We start from the raw sequence: 21,604 nt of genomic DNA on the forward strand, positions 1-21,604 counted from the left end.
AGGGGGAGGGAGGCGAAGGAGCCGCCGCGTTCGTCTCCCCCCGCAGCCCGCCCGCCAGCACGGCCTCGCGCGCTTCGGCGATCATTGCGGCGCGCTCCACGTCCTCCACCACCGAGAACCCGAACGGCACCCCCGCTTCCAGCGGAAACCGGTGCAGGACGCTCTCGCAGAAGGCGTGGATGGTGACGATCTTGAGGCCCCCCGGCGTCTCCAGCGCCCGCGCGAAAAGGGTTCGCGCCCGCGCCCTGAGGGTCGGCGTCGGGACCTGTCCCAGTTCCTTGAGCCGCTCGTCCAGCCATTCGTCCGAGGCGATGGCCCAGTCGCTGAGACGCGCCGAGACGCGGTTGCGCATCTCGGCCGCCGCCGCCTTGGTGTAGGTGAGGCAGAGGATCGCTTCCGGCGCCACGTCCGCCAGCAGCAGCCGCAATACGCGCTGCGTCAGCACATGCGTCTTGCCCGAGCCGGCATTGGCTTCCACCCATGCCGAGGAGTCCGGGTGCGCGGCGCGCATCTGGCTCGCGACCGTATCAGCGGGGATGACGAAGTCGCGCTCGCTCACGGCGGATCCTCCCCTTCGGCGAGGCTCCATTCGGCCACCCGCGCCAGGTGGTCGTAGGTGCCCTCGTAGCGCTGGTTCTCGACGGGCTTGATCCGCGCCGTCATCGCCGTTCCGCTGTAGAGGAACGCCTCGATATGCCGGCTCATACGCCGCACCGCCTCGTCCGCCGCCTGGGTGAGCGTCCAGCCCTTTTCGAGGGCGAACGGGGTGGGGGCGAACGCCTCGGGCCCGAAGCTGATCTTGATGTAGGTCAATGCGCTGGCCTGCGCCCGCGCGATGCCCTCCATCGCCCCCGCGGCTCCCATCGCCGCCTCCAGCAGCAGTTGCGGCGCGTCGAACGCCCGCATGTCGCCGGGCGAGGGGATGCCGCCGGTCTTGAAGTCGAGGATTTCGAGCGTCCCGTCGCTCATCAGGTCGACGCGGTCGGCCCGGCCGGTGAGAGTGAAGGGCTCGGCCCTGGCCAGCGTCCAGCGCCCGCGGATTTCCGCATGGCGCTTGGCGACCCGAGCGTCGCGCGCCCGCTCGAACGCGAGGAAAAGCCGCGCCGCATGCGAAAAGCGCCGCAGCCAGATGTCGCGCCGGTCGGCGATGGCGTCGAGTCCCGCGAAGGTCTCGGCAGCCATCCCCTCCAGCACCTTGAGCGCATCCGGCGCCGTCGGGTCGTGCCCCTGCGCGATGAAATCGCCGAGGATCTGGTGGATGAGCGTACCGCGCTCGCGCACCGTCGGGTCGGCCCCCAGCCGGTCGATTTCGGCGAGCCGCAGCACGTGCTTGGCGTAGATGTCGTAGGGCGAGCGCATCAGCACCTCGATCTCGGTGACCGAAAGCTGGCGTGGACGCGCCTCGACCGGCGGGTTGGGCGCCGGGATGCGCGCCGGGGCGGCCGGCCCCGTTGCATCGAGCCGGCGCGCCAGATCGAGCCAATGTGCGCCGCGCGCCCGCAGCATCGCCGCGCAGTTCTTGCCGACGAACGCCTCCAGCCGCTGCACCAGCCGCGAGGCGATGGCGGGGCTCCCCCCCAGCCGCTCGGAAAAGGCGAGGATGGCGTTGCGGTTGCCGAGCGCCATCTCGAAGTCGTGGGCGGCTAGGCCCGTCCGCCGTTCCGGCGGCTCGAGCCCGGCGGCGAGCCGCATGCCGCGGCTCAGCCACGGGCCAGGGTCGGCGGGCTCGGGCCACTTATCCTCGTTGAGGCTGGCCAGGATTATGATGTCCGGGCTCTGCAGCCGCGCCTCGAGCTGGCCCCAGATGGCGATGTCGCTGCGGCGCGGAGTGGTGTTGCGCACCTCGATGCCCTGCATCAGCGCAAACAGCACCCGGTCGAGGGTGCGCGGCGGAAAGGCGATGCCCTCGCCCGCGTGCTTCGACAGCTCGGCGCCCCACTGGCGCAGCTCCGCCGTCCCCGGCAAATCTCCCGCCGCCCCGGTTGCCGCCTCGAAAGCGGTCACCAGGGCATGCGCGAATGTGCCCGCGTTTGACGCCGATTCGCGTAAAATGTTGCAAACTCCGGCGCACATTTTACTGACGTTTGAAAGAAGGTCGGCGACCTCCGCCTTCTCCTCCTCGCCGAGGCGCAGCGCCTCCTCGGCGAGCTTCAGCAGCCCCTCGAGTCCCGGCCGCGGCCGCTTGCCGCGCAGGATGAAAAGATCGATCCGCTCGACGATCCGGGCGACCTCGCTCCGCTCGCGTCCCAGCCGCACGGCCGGATTCCTCAACAGCGCCATGAGGTTGACCGGCGCGAACCCGCTCTCGGCCATCGCCAGGATCTGCCGCACCAGCCGCCCTGCCGGGGAGTGGAACAGCGGCTCGCCCGCCGCATCGTCCACCGCGACCCCGAAGCGCTTCAGCTCCGCCGCGATTCGGCGCGCAAGGTTCTGGTCCGGCGTCACGATTCCGACCGTCCGCTGCCGGCTCAGCGCCTCGCGCGCCGCCAGCGCGATCGCCCGCGCTTCCTCGTCCTCGGTGCGCGCCGCAAGGATCGTCAGGCCCTCCGTCGCCTCGCCAAGTGCTTGGGGGTCAAGCCGTTTTTCCGCCCAGAGCGCCGTTGCCTCCGTCAGCGCCAGCGCCCGCCGCACCATGGCCGTGCGCGGCGTCTCGGCTTGCGCCGCGAGTTCCACCACGTCCGCGATCCCCGCCTTCAGCCGCCGCAGGAGCTTTGCCAACCCGTACTGCGGATGCCCGTGCGGATTGCGCTTCTCGTCGAGGAGCTCCGCGTGCTCGCGCTCGGAAAGTCCGGTATCCAGCCCCGGCAGGACCAGCGCTCCGCGCGGCAGCGCCTCGATGGCCGCCAGCAGCGCCGCCGTCGCCGGGATCGAGCCCGTCGAACCCGCCGCGATCACGGGTTTTTCGCCAAAGACCAGCGGCGCCGTCTGCGCCTGCCGCGCCAGCCGCTCGTTGCGCAGTGCGTAAGGATCCGCCTTGCCCCGCTCGGCGAGCTCCGCCGGCCAGAATTCGAGAGCGATCTTCAAGAACGCCAGCGTCTGCTGCCAGTTGGCCGCCAGCTCCTCCGGCACGATGCGCTCGAGATCGCGGGGCTCGCGCCCCTCGGCCGCGAGGTCGTCGACCAGGTCGCCGAGCGATTCCGCCAGCTTGAGGATTTCCGCCGGCCCCGGCGCTTCGGCGAAGGCCTTGCGGCCCGCGTCCGACCCCGCCCAGGCGGCGACCAGGCGCGAGAGCACCAGCCGCCGCTCGAGCCGCGTCACCGCCGGCGGCAGGGCAGGGGCGTCGTAGGGCGGCAGGAACGGCTCCTCGTCCGCCGTCTCGCCCCCGAACGTGCGGATATCGGGCAAGAGCGCGTGACCCCGGCGCGCGAAGGCATCGGCGAGCGCCAGCCGCGCGCGGCGCGTCGGCAGGATGATGGTCACGTCCGTCAGCCAGAACGGCCCGGTGCGCGGCCAGTCGCCGAGGAGCGTGCCGTCGAGCACCCGTTCGGCCAGCACGTCGAGGAACGGCGCGTGCGGGGCGATGCTGTAGAGCCGCCGGCTCATTCGAGCGCCGCCTCGGCCGCTACGAGCGCCTCCGGGTCCCCGACATGGAACCACGGCGCATCGAGCGGCGCCCCGGCGAGCCTGCCCTCCGCCAGCGCCTTCTCGATCAGCGGATAGAACGAGAACGCCCCCTCCGGCGCGCCCTCGAACACCCGCCGCTCGATGACCGCGACGCCCGCATAGATCACCGGCAGGCCGAAGTCGTAGGTGATCCGCCCGGCAGGATCGAGGCAGAAATCGTGGCTGCGCCCGAACCCGGTGGCGCGGATCGGATGGACGCAGAGCAGGCTGATGTCGGCCGCCAGTTCCCGATGCCGGGCCAGCAACCGGGTGAGCGGCTTGTCTGCCCCCGTCGGCCAGAAGGCATCGGTGTTCATGACGAGGATGGGGTCGCCCGCCAGGTGCGGCAGGCCATTGCGCACACCCCCGCCGGTGCCCAGCAGCTCCGGCTCGACGAGCACGGAAAAATCCCCGTGCCCGGCAAAGTGCGCCACCACCTGGTCGGCCAGGTGATGGGCGTTGACGGCAAACCGCGTCGCCCCTTCCGCCCGCGCATTGGCGATGGCCCTGTCGATGAGCGACAGGCCCGCCACGTCGATCAGGGGTTTGGGCCGGCTCTGCGTCAGCGGCTGCATCCGCCGGCCGAGCCCGGCCGCCAGCAGCATCACGTCGGGGAATCGCGCCGCATCGCTCATGGCGCGATATGAACGGCTCCCCGCGCCCCTGTCCAGACCGGCCGGACGTTCGCTCAGGCGGCCTTGACGATCTGGACGAGCTCCACGTCGAAGACGAGATCCTTGCCGGCCAGCGGATGGTTGGCGTCGAGCTCGACGGTGCTCGCGTCGAACCCGGTGACGACCAATGGCACGATGGTGCCGTCGCGCGTGCGCGCCTGCAATTGGGCGCCGACGGCGAGCTCGACCTCGGAGGGAATGCTGGCGCGCTCGACCGTCTGCACGGCGTCCGGACGATGCGGCCCGTAGGCGTCGTCCGAAGGAATCGTCACCGTGCTCCGGTCGCCTTCCTCCATACCTTGCAGATGCTCGTCGAGCCCGCGGATCACCTGCCCGGTGCCCAGCGTGAACTCCAGCGGCTCGCCTCCGCTCGAGGAATCGAATTCGGTGCCGTCCGTCAGCCGGCCTATGTAGTGGATGCGCACGATGTCGCCTGTCTTGGCTTGTGTCATGTTGTCGTCCTTTCGGAGGTGGGGAGAGGAGGAACCCATGCCGGCTCCTTCCGGTTAAACCTTTCGCACCCGGTTGTGTTCCAGCTCCGTCGGTCGCATGCGTCAGCTCGCGCCGCCTTCACACCGCACGATTCGCCCGATAACCATGGGGCGTTGCCCGATCAGCCGAGATGCTCATGCCCGACAAGATCGCCGCCCGCGCCGGTTTCCTCCTCGTTCTGATTCTTGCAGGTCTTCTCGTCCAGCCGGTGGCGGGCCTGGCGCAGGAGGGCGAACCGGCAACCGAGGCGCCGCCGCTGCAGACGCTGCTCGACGTCCTGAAGGATGATACGGCGCGCCAGACCCTCATCGACGAACTCGAGGCGCAAGTTGCCGCCGAGCCTCCCGCCGATGGGGAGGCCGGTGCGCCGGCCGAGGATGCGGGCGGCGTTGCCACGGAGCCCGTCAGCCTCGGCGGGCGCATCGGCGAGATCAGCCAGTCCATCGCCGAAGCCGGCGCCGAATCGGTCGAGGGCCTCTGGCGGCAGATCCTCGCCGCGCCTGCCCTCTTCGGCGCGCTCGGGCGGGCGAACTACGGCGCCCTTACCGGAGTGCTGCTCGAACTCGGGATCCTGGCCGCAGTCTGCTACGGCATCTACTTCGCCGGCCGGCTGCTCACCGCCCGCTTCCGGCGCAATGCCCAGGCGAGCGCGGCGCGCACGTCCTGGCTGGCGCGGGTGCTGACGGCCGCCCTGCTGTTCATCGCCAATCTGGCGCTGGTGGTCTTCGCCTGGGGCGCCGGCTACGTCACCGCCGTTGCCGTCCTCGGCACCACCGGGCGCATTCCGTTCCACCAGACGCTGTTCCTCAACGCGTTCCTCGTCATCGAGGTCTTCCAGACGCTGGTGCGCGCCGTCCTTGCGCCCTCGCGGCCGAACCTGCGGCTCCTGCCCGTGGACGACGCCATGGCGCAGATGCTGACCGGGTGGATGCGCATCGCCGCGACCCTCCTCGCCTTCGGCCACCTCCTGCTGGTGCCGGTCTTCAACCGCAACGTCTCGCTCGCCGCCGGCCAGGCCGTCTCGGTCATCACCTACGTCGTCGTCCTCGCCCTCGTCGTCAATCTGGTGCTGCGCCTGCGCGAGCCGGTCGCGGCGCGCCTCGAGCCCCTCTCGGCCAGGAGCCAGGCGACCGGCTGGCGGTTCCTCGCCCAGTACTGGCACGTGCCCGTTCTCGTCTACCTGCTCGTGCTCTTCGTGGTGGTGCTGCTCTGGCCGGGCCCGGTGCTCGTCTCCATGCTCGCCGCGACCGGCAAGGTGCTGATCGCGGTGGTGCTCGGCATGGTCGTCGCCGGCATCATCAGCCGCATGATCCTCTCCGGCGTGCGCCTGCCCAGCAACGTCTCGACCCGCGTACCCCTGCTCGAAAGCCGCCTCAACGCGTTCGTCCCGCGCGCGCTGACGGCGCTGCGCCTGCTGGTCGTCGCCATCGTCGCGGCCATCACCCTCGATGCCATCGGCCTCTTCAGCGTCAGCGCGTGGCTGGAATCCGAGCTCGGCGCACGCGTCGCCCAGGGCGTCCTCACGCTGGCGATCGTGGTTCTCCTCGCCTTCGCCGCCTGGCTGGTGCTGACCTCATGGGTCGACTACCAGCTGCAGGGCACCGCCTCGGGCCGCGGCAAGGCGCGCGAGCGCACGCTGCTGGTCCTCTTCCGCAATGCCGCCACCATCGTCATCGTCGTCTTCGCGGCCATGTTCGGGCTGGCCCAGATCGGGCTCGACATCGCCCCGCTCCTCGCTTCGGCCGGCGTTATCGGCCTCGCCATCGGCTTCGGCGCCCAGAAGCTGGTGCAGGACATCATCACCGGCATCTTCATCCAGCTCGAGGGCGCCATCGACGTCGGCGACGTGGTGACCATCGGCAACATCTCGGGCTCGGTCGAGCGCCTGACCATCCGCTCGGCGGGCCTGCGCGATTCCAACGGCGTCTACCACGTGGTGCCGTTCTCCTCGGTCACCACCGTCTCCAACTTCATGCGCGGCTTCGCCTACGCGGTCATCGACATGACGGTCCCCGCGAGCGAAGACCTGGACCTGGTGCACGCAGCGATGGAGGAAGCGCACAAGCGCCTGCTCGCCGACCCCGACATCGCGCCCGACGTGGTCGACAAGGCGCTCGACTTCATGGGCATCGAGAAGTTCGACGGCGCCAATATGGTGGTGCGGGCGCGCATCAAGACGCTGCCCGGCCGGCAGTGGTCGGTGTCCCGCGCCTTCAACGGCCTCGTCAAGATGGTGTTCGAGGAGCGCTACATCGGCAAGGAGAAGCCCAAGCCCGCCCTGCCGCCGGCCGGCGAGGCGGCGGGCGATGCCGAGGACGCCATTGCCGAAGAGGCCGCACGCGAACGTGAAGCCAAAAGGCGCGCCCGCCCGCGCAAGCGCCGCGCCCCGGAAGTCCCGGATTCGGGCGGCGACTGACCTGCGGGTGCAGGCGAGCCATGTGCGCGCATGGCTGGTCAGCGGGCGCGAACGCGCCTATATCGGGGGCATGATCGCCCCGGAACTCGAAATCTCCCTCAAGCCTTTCCAGGCCGTCGTCTTCGATATGGACGGCACCATCCTCGACACCGAAGCCGTCTTCCGCACCATCGTCTTCGAGGTCTGCGACGAGCTCGGCTTTGCCATGACCGACGAGGTGCATCTCTCGATGGTCGGCTCCAGCCACGAGCGGACCAACCAGCTCCTGCTCGAAGCCTATGGCGTGAGCTTCCCCTACGCGCTCTTCGACGAGAAGTGCCGCGTGAGCATGCATGCGCGCATGCACGACGTGCCGGTCAAGGCCGGCGCCCGCGAGATCCTCGCCGAGCTGCGCGAGCGCGGCATTCCGACGGCCGTCGCCACCTCCTCGCGCCGCGCCCATGTCGACCGGCACCTGACCCGGGCCGGCCTCTTCGACATGTTCGAGACGATCGTCACCCGCGACGACGTCGTCAATCCCAAGCCCGACCCGGAGCCCTATCTCACCGCCGCCGGCAGGCTCGGCGTCGATCCCACTGTCTGCCTTGCGCTCGAGGACAGCTTTTCGGGCGTGCGCGCCGCCCATGCGGCCGGCATGCAGACGGTGATGGTGCCCGATCTCGTGCACCCGAGCGAGGAAATCCGCGCCCTCGGCATCGCCATCATGGATAGCCTCGACCACGTGCGCCGCGCCGCCTTTCCGGTGCGGTGAGCCCCCTTTCGCGACAATTCGCGTAAACTTTTAGCGGTTGGCTTAAGCCCCGCTTTCCCTTCCTCCAACTAGCTGCATTTGCAGGGTTTTCAGCTCGCAATCGGGCTGTTAACCCTGTTTTAAGCTGCTAACCGGTATGGTTAACCGCTGGTAAATTTTGGGTTTCCTTACGCGGCGGCCTCGGCTAGTGTGTCGCCCGCGAAGTGACTGACCGGAGCGCCGTTCGGCGTTCCAGCGCGGCTCCCCCGCCAGGGACGGCATCGAGGGGATTTCCGCCGCGCTTCTGAGACAACCGGGGCCTGCGCTGATTCAGCCGGGGCTGTTGGGGAAGGACGGGGCATTGACGCCAAACCGGGTCGCCATCTGCGTGCGCGCAGCCAGGCATGCGCTTGCGACTGCTGCTGCGATCCTCTGCGTCGCCGCCACCCTTGCCCCTGCCGCCGCCGAGACCGCCGAGAGCCCCGTCGTACCGCTCGACATGCCGCCGTCCGTCGCCGAATTGCGCATGCAGCCGGCCATCGGCGCGACCATGCTGGCGCCGGCGCCCGGCCACCAGCAGCTCACCCCGCAGCTCCTCGCCAACTACGTCGAACGCCAGAAGGCCCTCCACGCCTTCAGCGCCTTCGATTTCGGCGATGAGCCGGAACTCACCGAGGAAGTGCTGCTCGGCTATATCTCGCGCGGCTCGCTCGATGCCGGCAACGGGGCGCTGAGCGCCATCGCCGCGTTCACCGACGACGGGCCGGTCGCCGCCTCGGCGCTCACGACCGCCGTCCTGGCCCGCTATGTCGAGGACGGGTTCCTGCCGACCAGCCGGCGCGTGGAGATCGCCGACGACGAGCGCGGGTGCCTCGCCCAGGCCATCTATCACGAGGCGCGCGGCGAGTCGGCCGAGGGCCAGCTCGCCGTGGCCAACGTCATCGTCAACCGCGCGCGCTCGGGCAAGTATCCCTCGAGCCTTTGCGGCGTCATCTATCAGAACGCGGACAAGGGGCGGTATCGCTGCCAGTTCACCTTCGCCTGCGACGGGCGCGGCGATGCGCCGGCCGAACGGCGCGCCTGGGCGCGCTCGCAGGCTCTGGCCGAGGACGTCTACGCCCGCTACGCCCAGGGCGAGACCCTCGGCGCCGTGCCTCAGTCGACCCTCTATTATCATACGGTCAACGTGCGCCCGAACTGGGCCTATACCTTCAACCGCGTCGCCCAGATCGGGGCTCACATCTTCTATTCGCCGAACTGAGCGAGACGAGGTTTCAACGAAAAAGGCGCCCTCTCGCGGGCGCCTTTCGTTTTCGTGCTGATGGTCGGGCCTATTCGGCGGCAAGCGCCAGCCGCGGGCCGGCGTCGGCGCCCGCACCGGCGCCGAACCTGGCAAAGTTCTGCCGGAAGAGGCCGGCGAGCCGGTCGGCCGCCTCGTCATAGGCCGCTTCGCTCGCCCAGGTGCGGCGCGGGTCGAGGAGGACGGGATCGACGTCGGCGACCGCGCGCGGCACGGCAAGGCCGAAGCGCTCGTCGGTGCGGGCCGGAACCTCCTCGAGCTCGCCGCCGAGCGCGGCCGAAAGCAGGCGCCGGGTCGTCGCGATGTCGATGCGTTTGCCCGCGCCGTACCCACCACCCGTCCAGCCGGTGTTGATGAGCCACGTCGCCGCGCCGCTTTCGGTGAGCCGCTCGGCCAGCATTTTTCCATAGACGCTCGGGTGCAGCGGCATGAACGGCGCCCCGAAGCAGGCCGAGAACGTCGCCTGCGGCTCGGTGACCCCGCGCTCGGTGCCGGCGACCTTGGCCGTATAGCCCGAGAGGAAGTGGTAGACCGCCTGTTCGCGCGTCAGCCGGGCGATCGGCGGCAGCACGCCAAAGGCGTCGGCGGTGAGGAACACGACGCTCCTGGGCAGGCCGCCGACGCCGCCGGGAGCCACCGAGGGCAGGACGGAGAGCGGATAGGCGGCGCGCGTGTTCTCTGTCAGCGAGACGTCGTCGAAATCCGGCACGTGATGCTCGGGGTCGAGCACCACGTTCTCCAGCACCGTGCCGAACCGGCGGGTCGCCGCGAAGATCTCGGGCTCGGCCTCTTCGCTGAGGCGCACCGTCTTGGCGTAGCACCCGCCCTCGAGGTTGAAGACGCCGCTCCCGCTCCAGCCATGCTCGTCGTCGCCGATCAGCGGGCGCGCCGGATCGTTGGAAAGCGTCGTCTTGCCGGTACCCGAGAGCCCGAAGAAGAGGGCGGTGTCCCCGTCCGGCCCGACATTGGCCGAGCAGTGCATCGGCAGCACCCCCGCCTGCGGCGCGTGGAAGTTGAAGAGGGAAAACACCGATTTCTTGATCTCGCCGGCATAGAGCGTGCCGGCGATGACGACGATGTTGCGGCTCATGTCGAGGGCGATGGCGGTCTCCCCGCGCGTGCCATGCCGGGCCGGATCGGCCGAGAGGGTCGGGGCGTGGATGATGGTCACCTGCGCTGCTTGCTCCCCGCGGGGTACTTCGCCCGGCCGGATCAAGAGGTTGCGGATGAAGAGCGCGTGCCAGGCGCTCTCGGTCATCACCGTCACGGCATATTGATGGGCAGGGTCGGCTCCCGCGAGGAGGTCCTGGCGGTAGACGGGCCGGTCGGCAAGGTGCGCGAGCGCATCCTCGAGCAGCTGCTCGAACTGCTCGGGCGCCATGGCCGCCGAGTTCTCCCACCAGACGCGCGGCTCGGTCAGCGCGTCGCGCACGATGAACTTGTCCTTGGGCGAGCGGCCGGTGAAGGCGCCGGTCCTGACGCTCAATGCCCCGTCGGCCGTCAGTTCGCCCGCCCGCGCGCCGATCGCCTCGGCGATGAGCGGAGGCGGCAACGCGTTGCGGCTGAGCGCGGCTGCCGCCTGTTCCACGCGGTGTCTCAAGGGGTTGTGGTCGAACGCAGTCATGGTCTCTCCTGCCGAAAGGCGCCGCACCGCGCCAGTTTCGGGCAGGACGTTACCGTCGTGCCGGTGTCCGCAACCATCCCGAAATCGGTCTTAAGACGGAAGTCGCATGGGCCTGCAAAAACATGTTCGCGCCTGCGACCCGGGCGCGCATGCACTTGGCCGCGCCTTATTTAGCGCGTATTTGTGACCTCGAAACACGTTCCCGACGAGTTCTGCCCCCTATACCGGCCGGACTTTGAAAACAGCGTTCAACGACAAGAAAGGCCCCGATTGATGCCAAAGATCGCGCTGGTGGACGATGACCGCAACATCCTGACTTCCGTGTCGCTGACGCTGGAGGCCGAGGGTTATCAGGTCGCCACCTATACCGACGGCGCCTCCGGGCTCGAAGGGCTGACGAGCGACAAGCCCGACCTTGCCATTCTCGATATCAAGATGCCGCGCATGGACGGCATGGAGCTTCTGCGGCGGCTGCGGCAGAAGTCCGACGTGCCGGTGATCTTCCTCACCTCCAAGGACGAGGAGATCGACGAGCTCTTCGGCCTCAAGATGGGCGCCGACGATTTCATCACCAAGCCGTTCTCGCAGCGGCTCCTCGTCGAACGGGTCAAGGCGATCCCGCGCCGCTCGGCCCCGCGCGATCCCTCCTCGACCGCCGGACCCGGCGCCGAGGCGACGCCCGGCAAGGCGCTCATCGAGCGCGGCGCGCTGGTCATGGACGAAGAGCGCCACACCTGCACCTGGAAGGGGCAGCGCGTGACGCTGACGGTCACCGAGTTTCTCATCCTCCAGGCTCTCGCCCTGCGTCCGGGCGTGGTAAAGTCGCGCAACGCGCTGATGGATGCGGCCTATGATGACCAGGTCTATGTCGACGACCGCACCATCGACAGCCACATCAAGCGGTTGCGCAAGAAGTTCAAGGCGGTCGACGACGACTTCGAGATGATCGAGACCCTCTACGGCGTCGGTTACCGCTTCAAGGAGCAGTAAGACAGGCAAGTGGCCATTCTGGAGCCCGAGACGAAACCGGCTCCGCCCGCCATGCCGGCGGGCGGGGCTGAGCGGCAGGACGAGCACGCCGCGCCCCACCCCCAACTGCCGCGCGAGCGCGTCGGGCGGCTGCGCCGGCTCCTGGCGCCGCTCTACCGGGTGGGCGTGGCGATCCGCCGCTTTCTCGATTTCACCATCTTCTCGAGCCTCACCCGGCGCATCATCGTCCTCAACCTCGCCGGGTTGATGGTGCTGGTGGTCGGCATCCTCTATCTCAACCAGTGGCGGGCCGGCCTCATCGATGCGCGCGTGCAGTCGCTGCGCGTCCAGGGCGAGATCATCGCCTCGGCCATCGCGGCTTCGGCGACCGTCGACAGCGACGTCATCTCGATCAATCCGGACCGGCTCCTCGAGCTGCAGAGCGGCAACAGCTTTTCCCCGCTCTCCTATTTCGACCCGAGCCTCGAGTTCCCCATCAATCCCGAGCGGGTGGCGCCGCTGATGCGCAACCTCATCACGCCGACCCGCACGCGCGCGCGCATCTACGACCAGGGCGGGCTCCTCATCCTCGACAGCGACAACATCTATGCGCGCGGCGAGGTGCTGCGCCAGATCACGCCCTCGTCGTCCGACAGCGGCTTCTTCCTCTTCGACTGGTGGAACGGGCTCGTGTCCTGGATGCCGGGCGACAATTTCCCGCTCTACCAGGAGTACGGGGCCGACGAGGGCCGGCGCTATCCCGAGGTCAATTCGGCCCTTTCCGGTGCCCCGGCCGATTTCGTGCGCGTCGATTCGCAGGGCCAGCTCGTGGTTTCCGTTGCCGTCCCGATCCAGCGCCTGCGCGCCATCGTCGGCGTGCTGCTGCTCTCCACGGCGCCCGGCGACATCGATTCGATCGTCGATCAGGAGCGCTGGAGCATCCTGCGCATCGCCCTCATCGCCACCGTCGTGCAGATCGGCCTGTCGCTGCTGCTCGCCGGCACCATCGCCGGCCCGGTGCGCCGCCTCTCGGAGGCGGCCGAGCGGGTGCAGACGGCCGGCAACGCCCGCGCCGAGATCCCCGACATGACTGACCGGCCTGACGAGATCGGCCATCTTTCGGGCGCGCTCCGCTCGATGACCGACGCGCTCTACAACCGTATCGAGGCCATCGAGCGCTTTGCCGCCGACGTCGCCCATGAATTGAAGAACCCGCTGACCTCGCTGCGCTCGGCCGTCGAGACCCTGCCGCGCGCCAGGCGCGACGAGGATCGCGACCGGCTGACCGCCATCATCCAGCACGACGTAAGACGCCTCGACCGGCTGATCTCGGACATCTCCAACGCCAGCCGGCTCGACGCCGAGCTCGCCCGCGAGAGCTCCGAGCGCGTCGACGTCGAAAAGCTCGCCGAGGCGATGGTCGCCATCCAGAAGGATCTGGCGGCCGGGCGCGACGTCAATGTCGAGATGGACAAACGCTCCGGGCGCGCCCCCGCCATGGTCAACGGGCATGACGGGCGTCTTGCGCAGGTCCTCAACAACCTCATCGACAACGCCGTCTCCTTCTCGCCGCCCGGCGGCACGGTGCGCGTCGCCATCGTGACCGACGCCGAGACCGTCGCCATTTCGGTGGCCGACGAGGGACCGGGCATCAAGGGCGACGTCAGCCGCATCTTCCAGCGCTTCTACACCGACCGTCCGGAAGGCGAGTCGTTCGGCGATCACTCGGGGCTGGGGCTGTCGATCTCCAAGCAGATCGTCGAGGCCCACAAGGGCACCGTGCGCGCCCACAACCGCAAGGACCGCTCGGGCGCCGTCTTCACCGTCACCCTGCCGCGCGCGCGCAAATAATCGTTAACTTCCGCAGGCGAAGACTTGCAGCGGGGCGGGCCGGAGGGGCTGCCGGGAGGTGCGATCATGAACGAACGGCGGAACATCCACGGCACCGGACTGGTGCTGGGTCGAAAAGGCGTGCTGCTGCGCGGACCTTCGGGGGCCGGCAAATCCATCCTGGCGCTCGCCCTCCTCGACAGGTGGCAGGGCCGCGGCGAGCCGGCGCTGCTGGTCTCCGACGATCGCGTCGATCTCGTGAGGGAAGGCGATGGCCTCGTCATGCGCGCGCCCGCCGCGATTGCCGGGCTCATCGAGCTGCGCGGGCGCGGCATCGTGCGCCGGCCCCATGCCGATTCGGCGCGTCTCGATCTCATCGTCGACCTCCTGCCCGAGTTCGACCGCATGCCCGAAGAGGATATGCTGATGACGCAGCTCGAGGGCATTGCGCTCGCCCGCGCGCCGGTGCCGCAGGCCGGCCTCATCGCCCTTGGCCACCAGGTGCTGCTGGTCGCCGAGGCGGTGGCGGCGCTCGACGCGGCCTGAGCGGGCATCGCCTGCCGGAGGAGCGCTTTCCACAGGCGGGACGCAACCGCCCGAAATGTCCGCATTTGGTGGACTGCGCGGGGGGGCGGAGTATATTAGGGCCGTTTGCTCCCAAGGGGCGGACCCGACGGAACCTGGGGAAGTTGCATGATTGGTATGGTGCTGGTGACGCACGGTGCGCTCGCCAACGAGTTCAAATCAGCGCTCGAGCACGTGGTCGGTCCGCAGGAGCACGTCGAAACCATCGCCATCGGTCCCGATGACAATATGGAGAGCCGGCGCGAGGACATCCTCAAGGCCGTCGACGAGGCCGACGACGGCTCCGGCGTCATCATCCTCACCGATATGTTCGGCGGCACGCCCTCCAACCTTGCCATCTCGGTCATGCAGAACCGCGACGTCGAGGTGATCGCCGGGGTCAACCTGCCCATGCTCGTCAAGCTGGCGCGCGTGCGCGCCGAAATGCCGATCAAGGAGGCCGTCAACCTGGCGCAGGAGGCGGGCCGCAAATATATCAACGTGGCCAACTCCATTCTCGGAGCCACCTGAGGAAATTGATGGACACAGCCGCCAATGCCGGCCGGGCCCTCGCCCAACAATTGACCATCGTCAACCGCAAGGGCCTGCATGCGCGCGCCTCCGCCCGGTTCGTGCGCACCGCCGAGTGCTTCGACGCCACCATCCAGGTGGTCAAGGACGGCCAAATGGTGGCCGGCAATTCCATCATGGGCCTGATGATGCTCGGCGCCGGCCCCGGCTCCACCATCCTCGTCCAATCGAGCGGCAAGCAGGCCCGCGAGGCGCTGGAAGCCATCGCCGAGCTCGTCAACAACGGCTTCGACGAGGACGCCGACGGGGCGGTGGAGTAGGCAACCTACCGACGCGGTGACTTGGGCAGGTTCCTGGCTTCCTTCACCAGGTTCGAGATACTTTCATCCGCCTCCCGCTGACGCTCGAGGCGGCGCTGACGATCGAATTTCTCGTAGTGCTCCTCGGCAATGCGCTTTGCCTCGGATGCCTTTACCGAGCCGCCCGCCCGCAGAACACCACGGCCGAGTTGGCGCAGTTGCTGATCCAGGAGAGTCTGCGCATCCCGCATCACAACCAATCGTCCCATGTCGAGCTGGTCCTCGAAGATGTCGAGCAGAATGGTGGTTAGCCGGTTCAGCTCGCGGACTTCGCCTTCTGCCAGATAGTTTTTGGAGATTGTGACGTCTGTCTTGCGGATGTTGTCGTTCTGCCAACTCTGCAGACCGATATTAGGTAGGTTGTGGTCGGCACGGTTCGCTATGATCTCCGCCGGAGTATGGGAGGTGACCGCGCAGACGAGCTTGGCCTGCGTGCGCTGATAGAACTCACGGGCCGCCTCGCTGTCGGGATCATAGTCCTGGCAGAGCGAGCAGATGCGGCGAAGTTCCCGATAGACATTGGCTTCGTCCGAGCGGATGTCGCGAATGATCTCGCGCAGCTCGGCGATGCGGTCGATGCTCTCGGGCTGCTTGAGCCGCGGAGCGTCGACGACGAATCCCTTCTTGGCGAACTGGACCAGGATGCTTGTGGCCCAACGGCGGAAGACCGTGGCCTGTTGCGAAGAGACGCGGTAGCCAACGGAAATCACCATATCGAGGCTGTAGAGGGTAACTGGTCGTGTAGCACCAGCAATATGCACTTTATGCATATTGCCCTCCTCGGCCAATTCACCCTCTTCAAGCACGTTCCCAATATGGCGCGATATAACGGACTGATCGCGCCCAAACAGCTCGGCGATCTGCGCCTGCGTCATCCACAGGGTTTCGCCCTCGTAGCGGATATCGAGGCGAAGCCCTTTTTCTGTGCCGTACACCAGAAATCTGTTGCCTGACGCTCCATCCTCAATGAGATGCACCGGTCCGTTGTCGGCCTCGTCCATGTCGCCCCCGAATTCCCGCACTAGAGAACATTATAGCAACATCTCAGGGAACGCTCCATCGGGAAGGACATTTCCACTGTTGCCGGATTGACAGATTGGTCAGAGGTCAGCCTGCTTCTCATCTGCCGACCAACAGAACTCGGAGCATCCATGCGGCGTGCCGTGGCGATGGTGGGAGGTGTGGCGCTGGCGACGGCGCTCAGCCAGTTCCCTGAATATGCCCAGCAATATACCCAGCGCCTCGGTGGCGCGGTCGACGAACTGCGGGTGATCGTCGAGGACTTCGACCGGGATGCCGCGCAAGGCGGGCTCGATCGCAGCGAGGCGCTCGAGCGTTACGGCGCCTCGGCGGACGCCTTCCTTGCCGGGCGCGGGCAAAGCATGTCGCGGACCTTCGATCGCTACGAGCGGCTGAGCGTCGCCCTCGCTGAAATCCAGGGTGCGGACCCCGTCGAGCGATTCCAGAACCTGCCGCTCTACCTCGATACCGATATCGGCGCGCGCACGCTTCAAGCCTATAAACCCGCCATTCCGGTCACGCCGGAGGGCTTTCTCTATGCCTTTTCCGGCCTCGTCCTCGGCTATCTCGTCACGTCGGCCGCCTTCCGGCTGGTGGTGCTGCCCTTTGCCCGGCGCAGGCGCGGCGCCTATGGGCGGGGGATATAAACTTATCTTTATGTCCCGTGTTGATCCCGGCTGGTGCCCCGCGTATAACCGGCGGCAATATCGATCCTTTCACACCCGGAGCCCATTCCCATGACCAGCAAGCCGGCCGATTACGCGGTCCGTGACATTTCGCTCGCCGACTATGGCCGCAAGGAGATCGAGATCGCCGAGATCGAGATGCCCGGCCTCATGGCCATCCGCGAGGAATACGCGGCAGCTCAGCCGCTGAAGGGCGCGCGCATCGCCGGCTCGCTGCACATGACCATCCAGACCGCCGTCCTCATCGAGACGCTGGCGGCGCTGGGTGCCGACGTGCGCTGGGTGTCGTGCAACATCTTCTCGACCCAGGACCATGCCGCCGCCGCCATCGCCGCCCGCGGCATCCCGGTCTTCGCCCACAAGGGCGAGACGCTCGAGGAATACTGGGCCTTCACCGACCGCATGATGGAATGGGGCGATGGCGGCACGCCCAACATGATCCTCGACGATGGCGGCGATGCCACCATGCTGGTGCTGACCGGCGCCAAGGCCGAGACGGATCCGTCGATCCTCGACAAGCCCGGCAACGAGGAAGAGGAGATCTTCTTTGCCACCATCAGGAAGCGCCTCGCGACGCACCCGAATTTCTATTCGAGGATCCGCGCCGCGATCAAAGGCGTCTCCGAGGAGACGACCACGGGCGTGATGCGCCTCTACCAGCTCCACGCGAGGGGCGAGCTGCCGTTCCCGGCCATCAACGTCAACGACTCGGTGACCAAGTCGAAGTTCGACAACAAGTACGGCACCCGCGAGTCCCTGGTCGACGCTATCCGGCGCGGTACCGACGTGATGCTGGCCGGCAAGGTCGCGATCGTTTGCGGTTACGGCGACGTCGGCAAGGGCTCGGCCGAGTCCCTGCGCGGCGCGGGCGCGCGCGTGCTGGTCACCGAGGTCGACCCGATCTGCGCCCTGCAGGCTGCGATGGAAGGCTATGAGGTCGTGACCCTCGAGGAGGCGGCGCCCCGCGCCGACATCGTCGTCACCGCCACCGGCAACCGCGACGTGCTCACCCTCGACGACATGCGCAAGCTCAAGGACATGGCCATCGTCTGCAACATCGGTCACTTCGACAATGAGATCCAGATCGCGGCCCTGCGCAACTACAAATGGACCAACGTCAAGCCGCAGGTCGACCTCGTCGAGAAGCCCGACGGCAAGCGCCTGATCGTGCTTTCGGAAGGGCGGCTGGTAAACCTCGGTAACGCCACCGGCCATCCGAGCTTCGTGATGTCGGCGTCCTTCTCCAACCAGACGCTCGCCCAGATCGAGCTCTGGACCAATGGCGACAAGCTCGAGAAGAAGGTGCACGTGCTGCCCAAGCACCTCGACGAGAAGGTCGCCGAGCTGCACCTGGCCAAGCTTGGGGCCAAGCTCACCAGGCTGACCAAGGATCAGGCCGACTATATCGGCGTGTCGCAGAACGGTCCCTTCAAGTCGGGCGAGTATCGCTACTGATCCTTGTCCGGTTGATCGCAAGTATCGGGAGCCCGTCCCTTGCGGACGGGCTCTTTGCGTTTTCGCGTAACGTTTCTGCTTCGTTCCGGGGTCAAGCCGGTTAATCCTTTTTTTACCCGCAATGCACACACAAGAAGACTCTTCTGCACGATTCCGCCGCCCGGTATGTTGAGGTGATTCGGCGGCTGGGTTGACGCCGCCATTTCGGCGGCAAGCGGCCGGACGGCCGTTCTCCGGCGGTTGCGCCGGTTTCAAGTGCGCGTGCCGGCCCCGTTGCGGCGGCCGGATCTGGCGGCATCACGAGTTGCGAAGAGGGTAGGGCATGGGGCCGGGCGCCATCCGGAGACGTTGGGGATTCGCGGGTCTGACGGCCACACCCGCTGCCCTCTTCTCCGCTTCGCCGGCACTGGCGCAGGGCGTCAACGGCGCCACCGTCGCCGCCGCGGCCCCGCTCGCCATCGCGCTCGGCGCCGGCGGGTTCGCCATCCTGGCGGTTGCGATCGTGCGCAGCCTCGTCGCCGACGGCAAGGCGCGCCAACGCCGCGCCGCCGAGCAGATCGCGGGCCTGCGCGTCCTCGTCGACGAATATGAGGCGCTTCTTGCCGGCACCCGCGAGGTCACGGTCCTCTGGCCCGAGGACGGCGCGCCGCCCAAGCTCCTCGGCCAGCTGTCCGCCGTGCTGCCCGCCGGGCGGCGGCCCGATGCGGTCACCAGGTTCGCCACCTGGCTCCTCGCCGACGACGCCGAACGCCTCGCGCGCCTGGTCGAAGGCCTGCGCGTCGACGGGCGCGCCTTCGAGACGAGCCTGACGACCCTCGACAACCGCCTGGTGCGCGCCGCCGGCTGGGTGCTCGGCAACGGCGCGGCGCTGCGCCTGCGCCCGGCCTACCTGCAGCCGGCCGTCGAGCTGAAGACCACTGCGCCCGACCTTTCGGGCGTGCGCCTCGCGCTTGCCCTCTCGCCCGATCCGGCGTTCATGCGCGATGGCGATGGCCGGCTCACCTTCGCCAACGGCGCCTATGACGACATCGCCAGGGCCCTCGGGCGCACCGGCGAGGCCGGGGCGCCGGCCGAACTCCTCGACCGCGAGGCCCTGCGCACGCATATGGCGGCGCTCGCCGCGGGCGAGCAGGCCCGGGCGACCCTGACGGTTCCCCAGCACGGCAGCTTCGAGCTCGTCGAGTGCGCGCTCGCCGGCGGCACCGCCGGATACCTGCACCCGGTGCGCGAGTCCCCGGCCGGCGAGATCGGCATCGCCCAGATCGCCAGCATCATCGAGACGCTCGCCACCCCCATCGCCATCTTCGGGCCGGGCAAGGAGCTCGTGCAGTTCAACCGCGCTTATGCCGACCTCTGGGGGCTGGACGAGAAGTTCCTCGTGCGCGGCCTCGGCGAGCCGGCGATCCTCGACAAGCTGCGCACCGAAGGCCTGCTGCCCGCCCAGCGCGACTACCACGACTGGCGCAACAAGCACCTGGCCTCCTCCTACAGCCTCGAGGCGCCGCGCAAGGACGAGATCTGGCACCTGCCGGACGGGCGCTCGCTCAAGGTCATCGCCGCCCCGGCAGGCCGCAAGGGCGGCGTCGTCTACGTCTTCGAGGACATCACCGAGCGCCTGGCGCTGGAATCGACCAACCGCGCCTTCACCAACGTGCAGCGCGAATCCCTCAACGCGCTGACCGAGGCGGTGGCGGTCTTCGGCACCAACGGGCGCCTGACGCTCCACAATCCGCGCTTTGCCGGGCTCTGGAAGCTGCCGCTCCAGGAGCTCGCCGGGCATCCCCATATCGATCAGGTCGCCGATGCCTGCGGGCGCGCCATGCCCGAGGACGGCCAGACCATCTGGCGCGACCTGAAGCGCGGCATCATCGACCTCAACCCGACCCGCACCGACGCCACCGGGCGCCTCAACCGCGCCGATGGGCGGCTCCTCGACTACGCCATCACGCGCCTGCCCGACGGGCAGACGATGATGACCTTCCTCGACGTGACCGAGAGCGCCAACTATTCGCGTGTCCTCAAGGAGCGCAACGAGGCCCTGATCGCGGCCGACAGGCTCAAGGACGCCTTCGTCAAGAACGTCTCCTACGAGCTGCGCTCGCCCTTGACCAACATCATCGGCTTTGCCGACCTGCTGGTCGCCGAGAGCGGAACGCTGAGCGACCGGCAGAAGGCCTATACCGACTACATCCGCGCCTCTTCGATGACGCTGGGCGTCCTCATCGACAACATCCTCGACCTTGCCACGGTCGATGCGGGCGTCGCCGAACTGAAGCCCGAGCTGCAGGACGTGCCGGCCCTCGTCGAGAAGGCCCGCGCCGGGCTTTCGGCGACCATCGCCGAGATCGGCGGGGAAAAGCCCATCGACCTCGTCGTCGACATCGAGGAGAACCTGCCCCCCTTCGTCGCCGACGGCACGCGCATGGTGCAGATCCTCTACAATCTCCTCTCGAACGCCGCGCGCTTCTCGCCGCCGGGGGGCGAGGTGCGGCTCTCGATCTTCGCGCGCGCCGAACGGCTGCTTTTCGTCGTCGAGGACGAAGGTCCGGGTTTGACCGACGAGATGAAGGAAGTCATCCACGCGCGCATCGACCCCTCGACGTCCGGCGGACGTCAGCGCGGCGCGGGTCTGGGGCTCGCCATCGTTCGGACCTTCGTCAACCTGCATGGCGGCACGCTGACCGCCGAGGCCCGCCAGCCGCGCGGCAGCCGCATCACCGTCAACCTGCCCCGCGACTCCGCGCTCGCGGGCGTTGCCGAATAGAATGGCCGGGACGCGGTTCCTGCCCGACGACGCGGCAACCGCCGCCCTCGGCGCCGAGCTTGCCGCAACCCTCTCGTCCGGCGACCTCGTGCTCCTCGAAGGCGACCTCGGGGCCGGCAAGACGGCGCTCGCCCGCGCCATCATCCGCGCGCTTGCCGGCGATCCGGACCTCGAAGTGCCGTCCCCCACCTTCGCCCTCATCCAGCCCTATCGCGCCGGCGGTCTCAACGTGCTCCATGCCGATCTCTATCGGCTCGGCGACCCGCGCGAGATCGACGAGCTCGGCCTTCTCGACGACGCGCAGGCCATCGTCCTCGTCGAATGGGCCGAACGCGCGCCCGAACTCGCCGAACGCGCCACCCTCGTTGTGACGCTCGCCATCCCGCCCGGCGGCGCGGGTCGGCAGGTGACGATCGAGCGCAGATAGGCGTGCGCAAAACCCGCCCGGCCATGTGGCCTCACCGCGCCCGACGAAGGGGTGGGGGAGAGTATGGGGCAGGTGGAGCTGCAGGGATGCGTTTTTAATCCTCAACTGGATCAACGGGTTGGGCACTGCTCCCCTCCCCCTTGAGGGGAGGGGTCGGGGG

At 68.3% G+C, this 21,604-nt stretch carries 18 protein-coding genes; 12 read left to right on the forward strand and 6 right to left on the reverse strand.

Translation table 11 applies throughout. The annotated features are described in order from the left end of the window. From VE25_RS22000 to VE25_RS16580, 4 genes are all read right to left on the reverse strand, one after another. A partial coding sequence (locus tag VE25_RS22000) for a UvrD-helicase domain-containing protein (protein ID WP_152664654.1) occupies positions 1-511 on the reverse strand: 511 nt, incomplete at its 3' end. Positions 512-555: 44 nt separating this feature from the next. Then, positions 556-3,543, reverse strand: coding sequence for a double-strand break repair protein AddB (addB, locus tag VE25_RS16570; protein ID WP_052732040.1), 2,988 nt, complete (start codon positions 3,541-3,543; stop codon positions 556-558). Then, positions 3,540-4,238, reverse strand: coding sequence for a nucleotidyltransferase family protein (locus tag VE25_RS16575; protein WP_046109767.1), 699 nt, complete (start codon positions 4,236-4,238; stop codon positions 3,540-3,542). The genes addB and VE25_RS16575 overlap by 4 nt, the downstream gene beginning before the upstream one ends. Before the next feature lie 53 nt (positions 4,239-4,291). Continuing rightward, entirely contained in the window at positions 4,292-4,729 is a 438-nt protein-coding gene (locus VE25_RS16580; protein ID WP_046109776.1) for an FKBP-type peptidyl-prolyl cis-trans isomerase, read from the reverse strand. A 176-nt stretch (positions 4,730-4,905) separates the two neighbouring features. On the opposite strand from VE25_RS16580, the gene VE25_RS16585 reads away from it, so the two are divergent. The 3 genes from VE25_RS16585 to VE25_RS22005 all read left to right on the forward strand — a co-directional run bounded on the left by VE25_RS16585 (position 4,906) and on the right by VE25_RS22005 (position 9,176). Continuing rightward, positions 4,906-7,185 carry a mechanosensitive ion channel domain-containing protein gene (locus VE25_RS16585; RefSeq protein ID WP_152664653.1) on the forward strand — a complete coding sequence of 760 codons (2,280 nt, stop codon included), beginning with the start codon at positions 4,906-4,908 and terminating at the stop codon, positions 7,183-7,185. 22 nt (positions 7,186-7,207) lie between these two features. Further along, positions 7,208-7,936 (forward strand): HAD family hydrolase, encoded by a 729-nt coding sequence (locus VE25_RS16590; RefSeq protein WP_244466964.1) that lies wholly within the window; start codon positions 7,208-7,210, stop codon positions 7,934-7,936. A gap of 340 nt (positions 7,937-8,276) precedes the next feature. After that, positions 8,277-9,176, forward strand: a complete 900-nt coding sequence (locus VE25_RS22005) for a cell wall hydrolase (RefSeq protein WP_052732042.1) — start codon at positions 8,277-8,279, stop codon at positions 9,174-9,176. Positions 9,177-9,246: 70 nt separating this feature from the next. Here the strand turns inward: VE25_RS22005 and pckA are convergent, their stop codons facing one another. Continuing rightward, positions 9,247-10,839 carry a phosphoenolpyruvate carboxykinase (ATP) gene (gene pckA / locus VE25_RS16600; protein WP_046109768.1) on the reverse strand — a complete coding sequence of 531 codons (1,593 nt, stop codon included), beginning with the start codon at positions 10,837-10,839 and terminating at the stop codon, positions 9,247-9,249. A 273-nt stretch (positions 10,840-11,112) separates the two neighbouring features. Here pckA and VE25_RS16605 point away from each other — a divergent pair, with 273 nt between their 5' ends. The 5 genes from VE25_RS16605 (at position 11,113) to VE25_RS16625 (ending at position 15,053) form a co-directional block, all read left to right on the forward strand. Then, positions 11,113-11,829 (forward strand): response regulator transcription factor, encoded by a 717-nt coding sequence (locus tag VE25_RS16605; protein ID WP_046109780.1) that lies wholly within the window; start codon positions 11,113-11,115, stop codon positions 11,827-11,829. Between the two features lie 51 nt (positions 11,830-11,880). Beyond that, positions 11,881-13,659: a sensor histidine kinase gene (locus VE25_RS16610; protein WP_046109781.1), complete on the forward strand. Its 1,779-nt coding sequence runs from the start codon at positions 11,881-11,883 to the stop codon at positions 13,657-13,659. Positions 13,660-13,725: 66 nt separating this feature from the next. After that, on the forward strand, positions 13,726-14,184 hold the full coding sequence (locus VE25_RS16615) for an HPr kinase/phosphorylase (protein WP_046109769.1): 459 nt from the start codon (positions 13,726-13,728) through the stop codon (positions 14,182-14,184). Positions 14,185-14,331: 147 nt separating this feature from the next. After that, positions 14,332-14,733 carry a PTS sugar transporter subunit IIA gene (locus tag VE25_RS16620; protein WP_046109770.1) on the forward strand — a complete coding sequence of 134 codons (402 nt, stop codon included), beginning with the start codon at positions 14,332-14,334 and terminating at the stop codon, positions 14,731-14,733. Positions 14,734-14,741: 8 nt separating this feature from the next. Next, positions 14,742-15,053, forward strand: a complete 312-nt coding sequence (locus VE25_RS16625; RefSeq protein WP_046109771.1) for an HPr family phosphocarrier protein — start codon at positions 14,742-14,744, stop codon at positions 15,051-15,053. Positions 15,054-15,058: 5 nt separating this feature from the next. Here the strand turns inward: VE25_RS16625 and rhuM are convergent, their stop codons facing one another. Continuing rightward, positions 15,059-16,093: a RhuM family protein gene (gene rhuM, locus VE25_RS16630; protein WP_046109782.1), complete on the reverse strand. Its 1,035-nt coding sequence runs from the start codon at positions 16,091-16,093 to the stop codon at positions 15,059-15,061. Positions 16,094-16,243: 150 nt separating this feature from the next. On the opposite strand from rhuM, the gene VE25_RS16635 reads away from it, so the two are divergent. The 4 genes from VE25_RS16635 to tsaE all read left to right on the forward strand — a co-directional run bounded on the left by VE25_RS16635 (position 16,244) and on the right by tsaE (position 21,444). Then, positions 16,244-16,759 (forward strand): DUF2937 family protein, encoded by a 516-nt coding sequence (locus VE25_RS16635; protein WP_046109772.1) that lies wholly within the window; start codon positions 16,244-16,246, stop codon positions 16,757-16,759. A 90-nt stretch (positions 16,760-16,849) separates the two neighbouring features. Continuing rightward, entirely contained in the window at positions 16,850-18,253 is a 1,404-nt protein-coding gene (ahcY, locus tag VE25_RS16640) for an adenosylhomocysteinase (protein WP_046109773.1), read from the forward strand. A gap of 322 nt (positions 18,254-18,575) precedes the next feature. Next, positions 18,576-21,017 (forward strand): sensor histidine kinase, encoded by a 2,442-nt coding sequence (locus tag VE25_RS16645; protein ID WP_052732043.1) that lies wholly within the window; start codon positions 18,576-18,578, stop codon positions 21,015-21,017. Position 21,018: 1 nt separating this feature from the next. Beyond that, entirely contained in the window at positions 21,019-21,444 is a 426-nt protein-coding gene (gene tsaE / locus VE25_RS16650) for a tRNA (adenosine(37)-N6)-threonylcarbamoyltransferase complex ATPase subunit type 1 TsaE (RefSeq protein WP_046109774.1), read from the forward strand. Positions 21,445-21,604 lie beyond the last annotated feature (160 nt).

The sequence above is a fragment of the Devosia geojensis genome, assembly GCF_000969415.1.
Lineage (GTDB): Bacteria > Pseudomonadota > Alphaproteobacteria > Rhizobiales > Devosiaceae > Devosia > Devosia geojensis.

Bases quoted from the DNA above. Each gene is read 5' to 3' on its own strand.
- VE25_RS16585 (WP_152664653.1), top strand. From the start codon at position 4,906: ATGCCCGACAAGATCGCCGCCCGCGCCGGTTTCCTCCTCGTTCTGATT.
- VE25_RS16625 (WP_046109771.1), top strand. From the start codon at position 14,742: ATGGACACAGCCGCCAATGCCGGCCGGGCCCTCGCCCAACAATTGACC.
- VE25_RS16620 (WP_046109770.1), top strand. From the start codon at position 14,332: ATGATTGGTATGGTGCTGGTGACGCACGGTGCGCTCGCCAACGAGTTC.
- VE25_RS16580 (WP_046109776.1), bottom strand. From the start codon at position 4,729: ATGACACAAGCCAAGACAGGCGACATCGTGCGCATCCACTACATAGGC.
- VE25_RS16605 (WP_046109780.1), top strand. From the start codon at position 11,113: ATGCCAAAGATCGCGCTGGTGGACGATGACCGCAACATCCTGACTTCC.
- addB (WP_052732040.1), bottom strand. From the start codon at position 3,543: ATGAGCCGGCGGCTCTACAGCATCGCCCCGCACGCGCCGTTCCTCGAC.
- VE25_RS16645 (WP_052732043.1), top strand. From the start codon at position 18,576: ATGGGGCCGGGCGCCATCCGGAGACGTTGGGGATTCGCGGGTCTGACG.
- VE25_RS16615 (WP_046109769.1), top strand. From the start codon at position 13,726: ATGAACGAACGGCGGAACATCCACGGCACCGGACTGGTGCTGGGTCGA.
- pckA (WP_046109768.1), bottom strand. From the start codon at position 10,839: ATGACTGCGTTCGACCACAACCCCTTGAGACACCGCGTGGAACAGGCG.
- VE25_RS16610 (WP_046109781.1), top strand. From the start codon at position 11,881: ATGCCGGCGGGCGGGGCTGAGCGGCAGGACGAGCACGCCGCGCCCCAC.
- tsaE (WP_046109774.1), top strand. From the start codon at position 21,019: ATGGCCGGGACGCGGTTCCTGCCCGACGACGCGGCAACCGCCGCCCTC.
- rhuM (WP_046109782.1), bottom strand. From the start codon at position 16,093: ATGGACGAGGCCGACAACGGACCGGTGCATCTCATTGAGGATGGAGCG.
- ahcY (WP_046109773.1), top strand. From the start codon at position 16,850: ATGACCAGCAAGCCGGCCGATTACGCGGTCCGTGACATTTCGCTCGCC.
- VE25_RS16575 (WP_046109767.1), bottom strand. From the start codon at position 4,238: ATGAGCGATGCGGCGCGATTCCCCGACGTGATGCTGCTGGCGGCCGGG.
- VE25_RS16635 (WP_046109772.1), top strand. From the start codon at position 16,244: ATGCGGCGTGCCGTGGCGATGGTGGGAGGTGTGGCGCTGGCGACGGCG.